This window comes from Thalassospira sp. ER-Se-21-Dark (assembly GCF_017922435.1).
GTDB lineage: Bacteria > Pseudomonadota > Alphaproteobacteria > Rhodospirillales > Thalassospiraceae > Thalassospira.
Genome location: NZ_VDEZ01000001.1, coordinates 1,432,594 through 1,447,720, shown reverse-complemented (window position 1 = coordinate 1,447,720; position 15,127 = coordinate 1,432,594). Strand labels below are relative to the sequence as shown.

At 55.8% G+C, this 15,127-nt stretch carries 16 protein-coding genes and 1 tRNA gene; 4 read left to right on the top strand and 13 right to left on the bottom strand.

Annotated elements, in window-relative coordinates:
• Window positions 1-25: 25 nt before the first annotated feature.
• The 3 genes from rpsT to mutM form a co-directional block, all read right to left on the bottom strand.
• On the bottom strand, window positions 26-286 hold the full coding sequence (gene rpsT, locus FHI25_RS06690) for a 30S ribosomal protein S20 (protein ID WP_008888964.1): 261 nt from the start codon (window positions 284-286) through the stop codon (window positions 26-28).
• Window positions 287-472: 186 nt separating this feature from the next.
• Window positions 473-1,249 (bottom strand): enoyl-CoA hydratase, encoded by a 777-nt coding sequence (locus FHI25_RS06685; RefSeq protein WP_210516162.1) that lies wholly within the window; start codon window positions 1,247-1,249, stop codon window positions 473-475.
• 185 nt (window positions 1,250-1,434) lie between these two features.
• Complete coding sequence (mutM, locus tag FHI25_RS06680) at window positions 1,435-2,274, bottom strand: bifunctional DNA-formamidopyrimidine glycosylase/DNA-(apurinic or apyrimidinic site) lyase (RefSeq protein WP_210516160.1); 840 nt, start codon at window positions 2,272-2,274, stop codon at window positions 1,435-1,437.
• Window positions 2,275-2,449: 175 nt separating this feature from the next.
• On the opposite strand from mutM, the gene FHI25_RS06675 reads away from it, so the two are divergent.
• Window positions 2,450-3,253: a TSUP family transporter gene (locus FHI25_RS06675; protein ID WP_210516158.1), complete on the top strand. Its 804-nt coding sequence runs from the start codon at window positions 2,450-2,452 to the stop codon at window positions 3,251-3,253.
• Between the two features lie 67 nt (window positions 3,254-3,320).
• Here FHI25_RS06675 and FHI25_RS06670 read toward each other — a convergent pair whose 3' ends face one another.
• The 8 genes from FHI25_RS06670 to aroA all read right to left on the bottom strand — a co-directional run bounded on the left by FHI25_RS06670 (window position 3,321) and on the right by aroA (window position 11,819).
• A complete protein-coding gene (locus FHI25_RS06670) occupies window positions 3,321-4,529 on the bottom strand; it encodes an MFS transporter (protein ID WP_210516156.1) in 1,209 nt (402 codons plus the stop codon).
• A gap of 230 nt (window positions 4,530-4,759) precedes the next feature.
• Complete coding sequence (pyrF, locus tag FHI25_RS06665; RefSeq protein ID WP_120224633.1) at window positions 4,760-5,482, bottom strand: orotidine-5'-phosphate decarboxylase; 723 nt, start codon at window positions 5,480-5,482, stop codon at window positions 4,760-4,762.
• Between the two features lie 181 nt (window positions 5,483-5,663).
• Window positions 5,664-5,972: a LapA family protein gene (locus FHI25_RS06660; RefSeq protein ID WP_210516154.1), complete on the bottom strand. Its 309-nt coding sequence runs from the start codon at window positions 5,970-5,972 to the stop codon at window positions 5,664-5,666.
• A gap of 221 nt (window positions 5,973-6,193) precedes the next feature.
• A complete protein-coding gene (gene ihfB / locus FHI25_RS06655; RefSeq protein ID WP_008888957.1) occupies window positions 6,194-6,469 on the bottom strand; it encodes an integration host factor subunit beta in 276 nt (91 codons plus the stop codon).
• A gap of 71 nt (window positions 6,470-6,540) precedes the next feature.
• On the bottom strand, window positions 6,541-7,464 hold the full coding sequence (sppA, locus tag FHI25_RS06650) for a signal peptide peptidase SppA (protein ID WP_008888956.1): 924 nt from the start codon (window positions 7,462-7,464) through the stop codon (window positions 6,541-6,543).
• A gap of 356 nt (window positions 7,465-7,820) precedes the next feature.
• Window positions 7,821-9,524, bottom strand: a complete 1,704-nt coding sequence (gene rpsA / locus FHI25_RS06645) for a 30S ribosomal protein S1 (RefSeq protein ID WP_008888955.1) — start codon at window positions 9,522-9,524, stop codon at window positions 7,821-7,823.
• Window positions 9,525-9,756: 232 nt separating this feature from the next.
• On the bottom strand, window positions 9,757-10,401 hold the full coding sequence (cmk, locus tag FHI25_RS06640) for a (d)CMP kinase (RefSeq protein ID WP_063085978.1): 645 nt from the start codon (window positions 10,399-10,401) through the stop codon (window positions 9,757-9,759).
• Between the two features lie 74 nt (window positions 10,402-10,475).
• Window positions 10,476-11,819, bottom strand: coding sequence for a 3-phosphoshikimate 1-carboxyvinyltransferase (gene aroA, locus FHI25_RS06635; protein WP_210516152.1), 1,344 nt, complete (start codon window positions 11,817-11,819; stop codon window positions 10,476-10,478).
• A 360-nt stretch (window positions 11,820-12,179) separates the two neighbouring features.
• Between aroA and FHI25_RS06630 the strand changes: the two genes are divergently transcribed.
• From FHI25_RS06630 to FHI25_RS06620, 3 genes are all read left to right on the top strand, one after another.
• Complete coding sequence (locus tag FHI25_RS06630) at window positions 12,180-12,485, top strand: FYDLN acid domain-containing protein (protein ID WP_008888952.1); 306 nt, start codon at window positions 12,180-12,182, stop codon at window positions 12,483-12,485.
• Between the two features lie 97 nt (window positions 12,486-12,582).
• Window positions 12,583-12,658: transfer RNA gene (locus FHI25_RS06625), tRNA-Ala, on the top strand.
• An 85-nt stretch (window positions 12,659-12,743) separates the two neighbouring features.
• A complete protein-coding gene (locus FHI25_RS06620) occupies window positions 12,744-13,208 on the top strand; it encodes a YtoQ family protein (protein WP_210516150.1) in 465 nt (154 codons plus the stop codon).
• A gap of 21 nt (window positions 13,209-13,229) precedes the next feature.
• Here FHI25_RS06620 and FHI25_RS06615 read toward each other — a convergent pair whose 3' ends face one another.
• Window positions 13,230-14,399, bottom strand: a complete 1,170-nt coding sequence (locus tag FHI25_RS06615) for a pyridoxal phosphate-dependent aminotransferase (RefSeq protein WP_210516148.1) — start codon at window positions 14,397-14,399, stop codon at window positions 13,230-13,232.
• Entirely contained in the window at window positions 14,396-15,094 is a 699-nt protein-coding gene (locus FHI25_RS06610; protein WP_210516146.1) for a TetR family transcriptional regulator C-terminal domain-containing protein, read from the bottom strand. The genes FHI25_RS06615 and FHI25_RS06610 overlap by 4 nt, the downstream gene beginning before the upstream one ends.
• Between the last annotated feature and the right edge of the window lie 33 nt (window positions 15,095-15,127).

Genomic DNA, 15,127 nt, shown 5'->3' with positions numbered 1-15,127 from the left:
GACTCGCCATCCCGTAAGGGATAAATTAAAGCGCTTTGATACGCGCGGTCAGGCGCGAAACCTTGCGAGCAACGGTGTTCTTGTGCAGAACACCAAGCTGTGCGCCACGCGCCATTTCCGGCTCAGCGATTTTCATCGCAGCCAGAGCAGCATCTTTATCGCCAGTGTTCAGCGCAGCCTCGACCTTCTTAACGAAGGTACGAATGCGACCGATACGTGCACCATTAACTTCTGCACGTGCGGCGTTGCGGCGAATGCGCTTCTTGGCCGATTTATGGTGAGCCATTGCGAACCTGTCTCTTCAAACAAATGTTACGTAATTCGGAGCGCGGCTTATAGCTCTGTCCGAAACCCTCGTCAACCCCCGATACCGCCATAATGCCTCAATTTCTGCGGCTTCGGACTCTTTTGCGCCGCAAGGCAGATATGAAGGCACGGAATCAGAGGTCAACTTGCCCTGATCACCCCGCAATCAGCGGTGCTTGAAGGCAGGCTTACGTTTCTCGCCAAAGGCTTTCATGCCTTCGGCGCGATCTTCGAGTGCGAAGGTCGAATGGAATTCACGACGTTCGAACATCAGGCCCTCGGTCAGGGTCATCTCATAGGCCTTGTTGACCGATTCCTTGACCTTCATCGACACCGGGCCCGAGAAGGAGGCGATCTTTTCGGCCAGTTGCATGGCTTCATCGAGCAGCGAGTCGGCTGGGACGATTCGCGCCACCAGTCCGGCACGCTCGGCTTCTTCGGCATCCATCATGCGCCCGGTCAGGCACATTTCCATCGCCTTGGCCTTGCCAACTGCACGGGTCAGGCGCTGTGTCCCGCCCGCACCGGGAATGGTGCCGATGGTGATTTCCGGCTGACCGAACTTGGCGGTGTCGGCGGCAATCATGATGTCGCACATCATCGCCATTTCACAGCCACCACCCAATGCGAATCCGGCGACCGCGGCAATGGTCGGCTTGCGGCAGCTTGCAACGCGGGTCCAGCCCTTGGTGATGAAGTCGTTTTTATAAACGTCCATATAGTCGTAATCGGCCATTTCCTTGATGTCGGCACCGGCGGCAAAGGCGCGGTCCGACCCGGTAATGACGATGGCGCGGATGCCTTCATCGGATTCGAAATCATCAAGAGCAGCACCGATATCCTTGATCAACGCATCACAAAGCGCATTGAGCGCCTTGGGACGGTTAAGCGTGATCAGGCCGACATTGCCCTTTTTCTCGGCGATGATGTTTTCATAAGACATGCAAGTGATCCTTTTATCGCTGTTCGGCCCGCGGGACTCCGGATGTGAGTCGCTGTGGGGTTATCGGGCCGATTCGCCTGAAACCATAATTTGATACTGTTTTACCGATTTTGATCCCGGGCCGCAACCGAACCTGTTATCGGCGCCACACCTTCCCCGACTTTCAGAGACGGTCACCGCCCATATTATTTCTGACAGGTTGGGCAGAAGAAGGTCGACCGGCCGGCCTGAACAATACGCGCGATGGTGCTATCGCAGCCATCGGCGATGCAGGTTTCGCCTTCGCGGCCATAGACACGGAAATTGTGCTGGAAATAGCCAAGCTCGCCATTGCTTTGGCGGTAGTCCTTAAGGCTTGAACCACCGGCAGCAATCGCATCTTCCAGCACCAGACGGATTTCGCGATACAGCCGTTCGATTTCGCCGGGTTTGAGATCCTTTGCCAGACGGTCCGGCGCGATGCCTGATCGGAACAGGGCTTCGCAGACATAGATATTGCCAAGACCAGCCACCAGTTTCTGATCCAGCAGCACGGTCTTGATCGGGCTTGCCCGTTTGGCGATTCCCGCCGCCAGCACGTCGGCATTAAACGCATTGCCAAGCGGCTCGGGACCGATACCGGCCAGCATTTTGTGACTGGCGACCTCGTCGCCCGCGATCAGGGTGATGACACCAAAGCGCCGCGGATCGTTGAACCGCACAACGGCCCCGTCGGCCATGACAAAATCGACATGGTCATGCTTGCCCGCTTCGGGCACTTCGACAGTCGGATCATTGTGAATGGTCATGCGACCAGACATGCCAAGATGGATCAGCAGCACCTGCCCGTCATCAAGGTAGCCCAGAATGTATTTTGCCCGCCGGGTCAGCTGATTGATGGTGCGCCCGGCCATGCGATCAACAAACCTCTCCGGGAAGGGAAAGCGCAGGTTCGCACGTCGTTGCACCACATGATTGACCACCCGTCCTTCCATGACGGGTGTCAGACCACGGGTGACTGTTTCGACCTCTGGCAATTCGGGCATATCTGGAACTCATATAAACAAGGGTGTGTGACTTTTAGACTACGGCTTGCGCGCAATTCAACGACTGAAATCGATCCCACTGGACGCGTGCACGCAAAGCCATATGATGTGCGCTGTTTTGACAGACCGCATCGCCCCCAGTTGTGCGGTCGCGCCCCAATTTGAAAGCGACCAGATGGAATTTGGTTTTGATCTTTTAGTGATCCTGTTTGCGGTTGCCACCCTTGCCGGTTTTGTCGATGCGATTGCAGGCGGCGGTGGGTTGATTACCATCCCGGCCCTGTTGTGGGCGGGTGTCACGCCGGCCCAGGCATTGGCGACCAACAAGTTGCAAGGCAGTTTTGGCAGTTTCAGTGCATCGCTTAATTTCATTCGCAAGGGGCATGTTGATCCGCGCCATATGGTTTTGGCGATTGTTCTGACCTTTGCCGGATCAGCACTCGGTACGGTTCTGGTGCAGATGCTTGATCCCGGTATTCTGATGACCATCCTGCCGGGGCTTTTGATCCTGATTGCGCTTTATTTCCTGTTTTCGCCGCGTGTGGGTGACATTGATGCCCATCAGATGATTGGCAAAGCGACCTTTGCGTTCACCGCCGGGTTTGGCATCGGGTTCTATGACGGCTTCTTTGGACCGGGCACCGGATCGTTCTTTTCCATCGCCTTTGTTGCCCTGCTTGGTTTCAACATGACCAAGGCAACCGCCCATACCAAGGTTCTGAATTTCACCTCGAACTTTGCATCCTTAGTGATGTTTATCGCCGGGGGTGAGGTTGTCTGGATTGTTGGCGGGGTGATGGCCGTTGGCGCATTGATCGGCGCACAGATCGGATCACATATGGTGATGAAGGTCGGTGCACGTTTGGTAAGGCCGCTTCTGGTCGTTACCTCGATCGCGATTTCGATCAAGCTGATCATTGATCAGTATGGGACCACCATCAGCCAAAGCTGGGATCAGATCCGCCACTGGGTAAGCTGAGCTCGACGACTTATCGACCGGTCAAAGAAAAACCCGTCAAGCGTAAGTCTGACGGGTTTTGTTTTACTCAGGCGCTGGCGCCGTTTTCGACAAGGACTTCGTCGCGGCGATCAAGCAAATGGCTCCAGACCGTTGCCAACAGGGCCAGAACCGCAATTCCGGCTCCCAGCCACGGGATATGCTGATAGGAAACGCCCTGGGTGATGGCAATACCGCCAAACCATGCGCCCGCCGCATTGCCGAGGTTAAAGGCACCCTGATTAAGGGTTGAGGCAAGGTTTGGCGCATCGGATGCCTCGTTCACCACCCGCATCTGAAGCGGGGACACCAGTGCAAAGGCCACCACGCCCCACAGCATCACGGTTGCGACTGCCGGAATGACCGACGTCAGCGTTTCGGTGAACAGGGCAAGAATCGCAATCAGCAAGGCAAAGGCCATGATGATGGCGGGCATCAAACGCCAGTCACCCAAACGCCCGCCGATATAGTTGCCTACCGTCAAGCCAACCCCGAACAGCAGCAACACATAGGTTACCTGACGCGGGGTAATGCCGGTGATTTCCTGAAGCATCGGGGTGATATAGGTAAAGACACTGAACAAGCTGGCCGAGGCCAGAACCGAAATCAGCATCGCCAGCAGAACCTGTTTTTTGCCCAGAGACTTGGCTTCAAGCCATAGACTGCCCGTCGATGCGGCAATCTGGCGTGGCAGGGCAACATAAAGCGCGCTGGCGGCAATAACACCGATTGCCACAACCGCCCAGAAGGTCGAACGCCAGCCAAGTTCCTGACCAAGGGCGGTGCCAAACGGCACGCCCAGCACATTGGCCAGCGTCAGACCGGAAAACATCAGGGCAATCGCCTGAACCCGTTTATGTGGCGCGACAAGGTTTGAGGCGACAACAGCCCCCAGCCCGAAGAACGCACCATGGCAAAATGCAGTGACCACACGGGCCGCCATCAACAGCCAGTAATCAGGGGCAATCGCACACAGGAAGTTGCCGAGAATGAAGATCGAAATCAGCAGCAGCAATGCCCGTCGACGGTCCATGCGCGCGGTGGCAATCGCCAGAAACGGCGCGCCAAAAGTCACACCGAGTGCATAACCCGTCACCAGCAGTCCGGCATCGGGAATGCTCACACCAAGATCAAGCGCCACATCGGGCAGAAGCCCCATGATGACAAACTCGGTGGTGCCGATCGCGAATGACGCAAGGGCGAGGGCCAGAATCGGCAAATTCCCGAAAAATCCGGGGCGGGTGACGGTATCTGTCATGTCAGAATATCCAGATTAACTTTAGCGCAGGTGACGCGGGGGCGCGGGTGACGCGGCCAACGTTTTGTGCAGCTGCGAGATATGCATCATGCAGCAAATTTTGAAACGATTCAATTCTGAGATAATGCGGTGAACAAATCCATCGCGAAATTTGCATGGCAGCCTGTCTTGCCTGCATTACAGCAAGGCACAGGCATGATGCAGCACAGGCAGAGATTGAGGATCGTGGATCAGGAAAGTTCAGCGACGATTTTTTGCGCCGCAGCAACCGGATCTTCGGCTTTGGTGATCGGTCGACCAATCACAAGAACGTCACTTCCCATGGCGACGGCATCGGCCGGGGTAACGATGCGTTTCTGATCATCACTTGCCGCCCAGCTTGGGCGAATACCCGGGGTGATCAGCTTGAAGTCCGGGCCAAGTGCCTTACGCACCGGCGTGATTTCCTGTGCGGAACAGACAACACCGTCCAGACCGGCCTTTTGGGTCAGTTCCGCCAGCTTGACCACGCGATCTTCAATCGGGCCCTTGAGGCCGACATCATCAAGATCGCCCTGGTCCATACTGGTCAGGATGGTTACGGCAATCACCCACGGTACATCAACGCCCGCTTTGTCGGCGGCTTCGCGCGCCGCATCACCGGCACGTTTCATCATCTCCAAACCACCGGCGGCATGGACATTGACGATCCTGACACCCAATGGCGTGACAGCGCGAATGGCACCGGCCACCGTGTTGGGAATATCGTGATATTTGACATCGAGAAAGATCGGCATGCCCGTTTTGGCAACCGCCCTGACCCCTTGTGGCCCGTGGGCTGCGAAGAATTCCTTGCCAAGCTTGGCACCGCCGATAACACCCGACAGCTTCGATGCCAGATTGATTGCATGATCAAGATCGGTGGTATCAATCGCGCAATAGATGCGGTCTTTGGCGGCAAGGGTCTGGGTCATGGGGTCCTCCGGCAGGCTGGCAATGGGTCATGGCCCAGCTTTTCGCAGCAAATTTCATAGCGGACCGGACATGGCTTAGCCGATTTGGCCACAAAGGCCAATGTCAAATCGGCTCTCGAACAGACATTGGCGCCATGCAGCAAAAAGCAAAAGGGCCCCGAAACGGAGCCCTTTGACTTGATCAGCTTTGGCCGATGGCCTTTTGATCTGTATTTGTGGTGGATGGCGTAGTGTCATCCGTCTTGATGCGCTTGAGTTCGCTATCCATGCGCCGTGCGGCACGACGGTGCTTGCCTTGCAGCAACCATTCAAAGGCAAAGCCGATCCCAAGTCCGATCAACAACGCAATCATGATCGGCAGGAACAGCGGCAAGTCGATTTCAAACGGCAAGGGCCAAAGCGAAATCGTGACCAATGCCCGGTTGGAAACTGCAAACACCGCAATCAGTACGGCAAGCGGGATGGAAATAATCCAGTAAAGGAAGCGCATTACCTAGCTCCTTGTGCCGGTGCCTGAACCATCCCGAAAACAGGATGGTTCAAAACCCGGCAGCAGGTCTCGTTTGATCAATGTTCTGATCAGTATGGGGCAAGAACCGGACAAAAGCCATGGCAACAGTCACACAGTTTTTGTGTGTTGCATGCTGGTCGTATCGGGCGGGCTGCGGGTGGCGCAGGCCCGATTGCCGGTCAAAACAAATCAGGCAGGAATCAGTTCAAACGTTCGCGAAGCTGTTTGCCGGTTTTGAAATAGGGAACCTTTTTCTCACCGACAGGAACCGCATCCCCTGTACGCGGATTGCGGCCGACGCGGGCCTCACGCTGTTTTACGGAAAATGCGCCAAAGCCGCGAAGCTCGACCCGGTCGCCGCGCGCAAGCGCGTCTGTGATCTCGTCAAAGATCGTGGCGACAATCCGCTCAACGTCGCGCTGATAGAGATGCGGGTTCATCTCCGCAAGGCGGGCAATCAATTCAGATTTTGTCATTTCCAGGCCCCATCCTGTTGGTGCTGACAGTCTCACTCAACCACGGATTAGATTATGTCTTAAAGAAGCTCTCACTCAGGTTGCCAGACCGTCAGCAAACCGTCAAGTTTAAGCCCCTCAGATGACAGCACTTTTCCAAGGCTTCCCTCAAGAACAGCACTCATCAAATCGTCTTCCGGGTATTCGATTTCAAGCGGCACTACCTGTGCATCCGTCGTGATACCGGCTTCCTCTTCGAGCCAGCGCAAGGCTTCACGACGGCCTCCAATTTCATCAATCAATCCGTTGGCAACAGCCTGCTGTCCGGTATAAACGCGGCCATCGGCAAGAGTCGTAACTGTTTCGACCGACATATCGCGGCGGGTCGCAACCATTTCAACAAACACGTCAAACATGTCTGAAATCAGGCCCTGCATGGCCGATTTTGCAACATCATCAACAGGTTCGAACGGATTGGGTGCAGCTTTAAGCGGACCGCTTTTCACCGTCAGCGGTTCAACACCAAGCTTTTCAAGCGTTCCATTGAAATTCATCGACTGGAAAATCACCCCGATCGAGCCGGTGATTGTCCCACGGCGGGCAATGATGTGGTCGGCGGCAATCGCGGTCATGTAACCGCCGGACGCCGCAACAGTCCCCATCTCGGCAACGATTGGCCTGGTTTCACCGATACGGCGCAGCGCCTCAAACAGCGTTTCGCCACCAACCATGGTGCCACCCGGGCTGTTAATATGGACAATCACGCCGACAACGTCGCTGTCTTCTTCAATCGCGCTTAGCGCATCAAGAAGATAAGGGTCTTCGGTGATCACACCTTCGATGGTGACTTCAACAATGCGCGGCCCAAGTCCGCCCAGAACACTGTCCTTAACACCCGTGCCAGACAAGCCGATCACGATCACCGCGATTACGGCAATCACCGCCACCACACGCCAGCGAAAGATAGATTTTTTCAAGCGGCGTCGATCCAGCAGGATATCGGCATCAAGTGCCATCGGCGTGTCCGTTTCCAATTGTTCAATCAAATACTTAGACGAGTGTGATCGCTCAAACCCGTCTCTTCAAATGGTTTTTATCGACCCGGAAGGCAAGAACAAAAAGCGTTTAAAATCAAAATTTTCGCGAAAAATGCCGATATCGGCAGAGTCGGGCTAAAATTCAGCCGCAAAAAGCAGATGATATACAATTTGGCGCCCTTTACAGGGCCGCCGGGCATTGGGCGGATATATCGGCCATCCACCGCGCATCAGTTTGCCAGACTGGAATCCGGACAAAAGAAAACGGGCCGCGCAATGCGCGACCCGTCTTTTCGTTCTGCAAGACTGCAGAGCGTATTTCGTCGGAGGGTGGCTTATTCGCCGCCTTCCTGTTTCTTGCGCAGAGCTTCGCCGAGGATGTCGCCGAGCGATGCGCCGCTGTCTGCCGAACCGTAATCCGCCATTGCTTTCTTCTCGTCAGCAACTTCAAGAGCTTTGACAGAGAGGGAAACCTTGCGGGTTTTGGAGTCGATTGCAGTAACGCGTGCGTCGACTTTTTCACCAACTGCAAAACGTTCCGGACGCTGTTCAGAACGCTCACGCGCCAGCTCAGCTTTACGGATGAAGCCTTTGAGTTCGGTGTCGCCAACCGAAACCTCGATGCCACCGTCGTTAACTTCGGTAACTTCACAGGTTACAGCGTCGCCACGTTTGATGCCGACAACGGCGTCTTTGAACGGATCACCAGACAGCTGTTTGATGCCGAGCGAGATGCGTTCTTTTTCAACGTCAACGTCAAGAACCTTGGCTTTGACGATGTCGCCTTTTTTGTATTCTTTGATGACTTCTTCACCAGCGCGGTCCCATGACAGGTCCGAGAGGTGAGCCATACCGTCGATACCGCCCATGAGGCCAATGAACAGACCGAATTCGGTGATGTTCTTGACTTCGCCTTCGATCTCGGACTCGACCGGATGAGCTGCCAGGAAGGCATCCCACGGGTTCGAGGTGCACTGCTTGAGACCAAGCGAGATACGGCGTTTCTGGGCATCGACGTCGAGCACCATGACTTCGACTTCCTGCGAGGTCGAAACGATTTTGCCCGGGTGGATGTTTTTCTTGGTCCAGGACATTTCGGAAACGTGGACCAGGCCTTCGACACCAGCTTCGAGTTCGACGAATGCGCCGTAATCGGTGATGTTGGTGACACGACCTTCGAATTTCGAACCGACCGGGTATTTGGCTTCGACACCTTCCCACGGATCAGCTTCAAGCTGCTTCATGCCAAGCGAGATACGCTGGGTTTCGCTGTTGAAACGGATAACCTGGACTTTAACAGTCTGGCCGATCTGGAGTGCTTCGGACGGATGGTTGATACGTTTCCAAGCAATGTCGGTAACGTGCAGCAGGCCATCAACGCCACCGAGATCGACGAACGCGCCGTAATCGGTGATGTTTTTGACGACGCCGTCAAGGATCTGACCTTCCTGAAGGTTCTGGATCAGTTCAGCACGCTGTTCTGCACGGGTCTCTTCGAGAACGGCACGACGCGAAACAACGATGTTGCCGCGCGAACGATCCATTTTCAGGATCTGGAACGGCTGCGGGTTGTTCATCAGCGGGGTGACGTCACGAACCGGACGGATATCAACCTGGGAACCCGGAAGGAACGCAACTGCGCCCGACAGGTCAACAGTGAAGCCGCCTTTAACACGACCAAAGATGGTGCCGTCGACGCGTTTGCCTTCGGAGAACTGTTTTTCCAGCTCAACCCAAGCTTCTTCGCGGCGCGCTTTTTCGCGCGACAGGACGATCAGGCCATCCTTGTTTTCATAGCGGTCGACATAAACATCAACGGTATCGCCAATGTTTACTTCGCCTGCGCCAAATTCTTTAAGCGGAACGCGGCCTTCGGATTTCAGGCCGACATCGACGATGGCATCATCGTCAGTTTTTTTAACGACCGAACCGGTCATTACGCGGCCAACAAAACCTTCGTCTTCAGAACCAAGGGTTTCAGCCAGCAGGGCGGCAAAATCTTCGCCAGTCGAGAATTGTGCTTCTTCAGCGGTGGTCATAAACCAGACTTCCTTTCGAGTATCGTCACTATATTCTGGCCAACCGGTTGTGTCCGGTGGTCTTTGCCGCAAAATCGCGGCGATTTGTCATTCAGTGTTCGAGCCCGAACGCATGTGAAGGCGAACCTTCCATACACGAAAAGGTGAACGCACAAGTCGTTCACCTTAGGAACAGGCCAAAGGACCGGTACCTCGGGATCGTTCAACGCCTGACGGTTAAAACGCCTTTTGATCAGTCATCCGCACCCATATGGGTATGGATATGTGCCATGACGGCATCGAACACTGCGTTGGCATTCAGACGGTCCGTATCAATATGGATTGCGTCATCTGCCATCTTGAGCGGTGCGACATCGCGAGCACTGTCTCGGGCATCCCGTTCTTCAAGCTCTTTAAGAACGCGCTCGTATATAGCAGCGGGATTTTTTTCCTGCAACTGTTTGAACCGACGGTTTGCACGTTCTTCGACACTGGCTGTTAGGTAAAACTTGATCGGTGCTTCCGGACAGACGACCGTTCCGATGTCACGACCATCCAATACAGCACCGCGTTTACCGCCTGGCGGGGTGGTGGCAAGGGTGCGCTGAAAATCAAGCAACACCTCGCGAACCCTTGGAATCGCTGCAACTTTTGAGGCCGCGGTCCCGACTTCCTCGCTGCGAAGGGCCTCACCTTCGAGGTCGGACGCGCTCAGATTTTCGGCTGCGGCCACGGCGGCGGCTTCATCAGCAGGGTCGCCATTTTCGGCCAGAACTTTCGCACCGGTCGCACGATACAGCAGGCCGGTATCGAGATAGGCATAGTCCATTGCTTCTGCGACTCGACGTGCCAAGGTCCCCTTGCCGGACGCGGCCGGCCCATCAATGGCGATGATCATATGGGTCACTCCCTGTGATTATATCTGGTGCATCCATAAGTCCCGAATGGTGACTTATATATTGGTGGGCCCGATCAAGAATGCAGCGCAAATTTCGCGCCCATGTCCGCCATCAGGGTTTCGAAGTTCGGGAAGCTCGTGGCAATCGGGTTGGCATCATCGACCGCAACCGGATTTTCCGCGCCAAGCCCCAAAACCAGGAACGACATCGCGATGCGATGATCAAGATGGGTTTCCACCATGCCACCGCCCGGCACCACACCGCCAGTGACAATCAGATCATCGCCTTCGATCCGGTGAATGACGCCATTGGCTTCAAGACCAGCCGCCACCGCCGCCAAACGATCCGACTCCTTCACGCGCAATTCTTCAAGATCACACATACGCGTTTCACCCTCGGCATAGGCCGCAGCCACGGCGAGAACCGGGTATTCATCAATCATGGATGGGGCGCGTTCGGCCGGAACGACAATGCCCTTGAGGCGGTTCTTGCCGGTCACCACCAGATCGCCGATGGTTTCACCGGCTTCTTCGCGCTCGTTGGTGATCGTGATGTCACCGCCCATTTCAATCAGGGTGGTGATCAGGCCGGTGCGCAGCGGGTTCAGGCAGACATCACGAATGGTGACGCGGGAATCCGGATTGATCAGGGCCGCCACCATCGGGAAGGCCGCCGAACTTGGATCGGTCGGCACAACAATATCCGCAGCCTTCATTTCGACCGGGCCGGTCAGGCTTACGGTGCGGCCACCGTCGTCATTGACCTTCACATCCACATCAACGCCAAAGTGGCGCAGCATGCGTTCGGTATGATCACGCGATGGTTTGGGTTCGATCACCGTGGTGGTGCCCGTTGTGTTCAGACCGGCCAGCATCACGGCCGATTTCACCTGGGCTGATGCCATTGGCAGGGTATAGGTCACCGGTTTGGCTTCATCGGTGCCAATCACCGCCATTGGCGGACGACCGCGATCACGGGTGATGAATTGCGCGCCAAATTCGGACAACGGATCGGCAACACGGCCCATCGGACGTTTGCACAGCGACGCGTCGCCGGTGAAGAAGGTCGTGATCGGATGGGTGGCAACAATGCCGGCCATCAGGCGAATACCGGTACCGGCATTGCCCATGTCAATCACGCTATCGGGTTCACGCAGCGCCCCCACGCCAACCCCGGTGACATGCCAGGTGCCATCTTCATCGCGGGTGACAGTGGCCCCCAGTTTGCGCATGGCGTCCGCCGTTGCCAGAACGTCTTCGCCTTCCAAAAGGCCGGTAACCTTGGTTGTACCGATTGCAAGACCACCAAACATCAGGGAGCGATGAGAAATAGACTTGTCACCCGGAACCCGGATATCGCCCGAAAGCGGCCTGGCCTTGGCCGAGGAAAGCGGACGTTTGGTTTGCGAAGAACTCATGGGCTCGTACCTGCCAGTCACTGTTTTATCATCAACAAAAGGCTGATTGAAATTGCACTGCGCTGCGGCCATGTTTTCAGGCGCGCGCGGGCCTTTCAATCAGGGGACCAATGCTCTAGCACAAGCGGTTGGCAGGCACCAGTATCGAACCCGAAATTCGGTGTAGGAAATTGCACGAATGTGCGGCAGATTTGTCCCATCGCCTTGCCAAAGGGAAAAACGCGCAATTTCCTTTTGACAAGGTGCTCGCAAGATGGCAATTGGGCCTCTCGGACAAGACGCTGTGCGTAGCCTTGCTGCGCTTTTGCGACACAAAGTCTTTTTCTTAATTGATAACGGTAATTAAGAGGATTTGCCGTAATGTCAGCACGCGGTAAGAAACGTCACTGCCTCGCCTGTGGTACCAAGTATTACGACCTGAACCGTACCCCGGTTGTCTGCCCGAAATGCAAAACGCCGGACGGGGTGACAAAGGTCAAGAAATCCGCGGTTGCAAAACCGGCACCGGAAGAAGACGAAGACGTCGATGACGTCACCGATCTTGACGATGATGTCGATACCGATATCGACGACGATATTCTCGAAGATGCTTCTGATCTTGGCGAAGACGATGATGATCTTGGCGAAGTCTATGAGCATGTCGAATCAGACGACGACGATCGCTAAGAAATTTTGAAAAAGGGTCTTGCCAACATTTGGCGAACCTTCTAAATATGCGCCGCGCCGCAGAGCCTGTTTCATCAGACTGCGTCGCGGACAAAGTGGGGCCGTAGCTCAGTTGGGAGAGCGCTACAATGGCATTGTAGAGGTCGTCAGTTCGATCCTGATCGGCTCCACCATTCAAAACCCGTTGCCTTTGGCGACGGGTTTTGTCGTTTTAGGGTCTGACATACCCCATCATAACGACCACCAAGGGAGAGAAAGATGAGCAAAGTCTGGACCGTCTATTTATCGGGCGAAATTCACAGCGACTGGCGCGAGCGTATCGAGGCGGGTGTTGCGGAAGCCGGCCTTCCGGTCGATCTGGTTGCCCCGATTACCGTGCATGAAGATTCTGATGATTGCGGCGTTGCCGTGTTTGGCGCAGAAGAAAACAAGTTCTGGCATGACCGCAAGGGCGCGCAGCTGAACGCCATGCGCACCAAGACCCTGCTGTCACAGTCCGACCTTGCCGTTATTCGCTTTGGCGAGAAATACAAGCAGTGGAACGCGGCCTTTGATGCCGGTTACGCGGCCGCCCTTGGCATTCCGTATATTACACTGCATCCGGCCGAGCACGATCATGCGCTTAAGGAAGTCGATGGTGCGGCCAATGGTGTTGCCCGCGAACCCGAACAGGTGGTTGCGGCACTGGCCTATATTATCCGGGGTGATATGCCCAAGGCGTAACAAACGCCCAAAGCCGGGCCTTTATGCCGACTTCTCGGCAAAGGCCCGGATGCGTTTGATGGCTTCGCGGAGTTCCTCGTCAGGGACCGTAAGGGCCACACGGATCAGGTTCTTGGCGTTTTCGCCAAAGGATGCACCTGGCATGACGGCGACGTTTTGATCATCCAAAAGCGCCCATGCGAATTCTTCGCCGTTCATGCCGGTCGCCCCGACATCAATCATGGCAAACATCCCGCCGGATACCTTGCCCGGTTTCAGGACGGTGCATCCGGCAAGTTCGGTTTCGATCATATCGACGCGCGCGGCGTAGCTTTTGCACATGCGTTTGGCGGTATCGAAATTGCCGCGCAGTGCCACCTCGGTCGCATCGGCAATGAAGGGCTGATTGCCAAACAGGATGGTTTCGGAAATCGGCAGGACCTTGGTGCAAAGTTCCGCAGGCCCAACCGCCCAGCCACTGCGAAAACCGGTGGCAGCGAAGGTTTTCGAGATCGAGGATGTGACGATGGTGCGATCACGCAGCTCTTCGATTTCAAGCGGGGAGGCAAAGGTGCCTTCAAACACCAGATCCTCATAGACCTCGTCACAGACAATCCACAGATCATGTTCGATGGCGTTCTTGCCAAGTTCGACCAGTGTTGCGCGATCCAGCAGCGCGCCAGATGGATTGTGTGGCGTGTTAAGCAGCAACACACGGCTGTCCTTGGTGATGGCGGCGCGCAGGTCACCCGGCTGCATGATAAAGCCGTGCTCGATCGACAGCGGAACGGATTGCAATTCCGCCCCGGATGCGCGGATCACCCCGGCATAGGTCGCGTAATAGGGATCACCGACCAGCACCCCCTGCCCGGCATCCACCAGCGCCGTCATCACGGTATAAAGGGCGGTCTGCGTGCCGGGAAAACACAGGATGTTTTCCGGCGTAACGTCCGGCCAGACGGGTTTGTATTTTTCCACCAGCGCATCAAGCAGCCCGACTTCGCCCCGACCATTGGAATAATGGGTGCGACCACGCCGCATGGAGGCTTCGCAGGCGTCAATCAGGGCCGGGTCGACAGGGATGTCGGGCTCGCCAATTGTCAGTTCGATGATCTTGGTACCGTGGGCCTCGCGATCACGGGCAGTGTTATGAACGGCCCACTTCGCCCCGCCCAGTTCGGCAAGACGGTCGGTAATCTTGGCATATCTCATGACGGCTTACTTTGTTGTTCGGGGTGTGTCTGGTGGCGTGCCGATTGAAGGGCAATATCGGGTGCGGACAACGCCCCGGCGGGCAATTCAAGCAGGCGTTCGGCGGCACCGGTAATCAGATCGGGCAGGATATCCTGCGCATACAAGCCGGAATTCAGCGCCCCTTCCATCCACAGCCCATCAATCAGGCCATTGAGTGCAATCGCATGGTTGCGACAAATCGCCACACTGTGCGGGCAGCCATGATAAATCAGGACAGGCTCGATCAGGGTTTCAAGGACATTGAGAAACTCGCGATAGCCATCACGATGAATCTCGGCAAAGTCCGGATCATGACGCACCCGGCCGATGAAGGTCGCCCAAAGCGAGACGGTTTCTTCGTCCATGTTCGGCTTGGTCAGATTGGCGCGCAGGAAACTTGCCAGCTTGGCCTCTGGCGTGGCTTCGGTCGCACGTGCGCTTTCACTGGCCTGTGCCGTCAGCTGGCCCACCAGATAGGCATAGGCAGTGCGGACCATGTCATCCTTGCTGCCGAAATAATGGCGCACCAGCCCGACGGTCACCCCGGCTTCTTCAGTGATCCGGCGCACCGATGCTCCATGCAGCCCGTCACGGGCAATGCAGGTTAGCGTCGCCTCGATCAAACTGCGGCGGCGGACATCAAGCGACAGGCGTTGAAATGTTTTTCGGCTCATTGTTATACAATTGAATAATTTTTATCGGGTTTC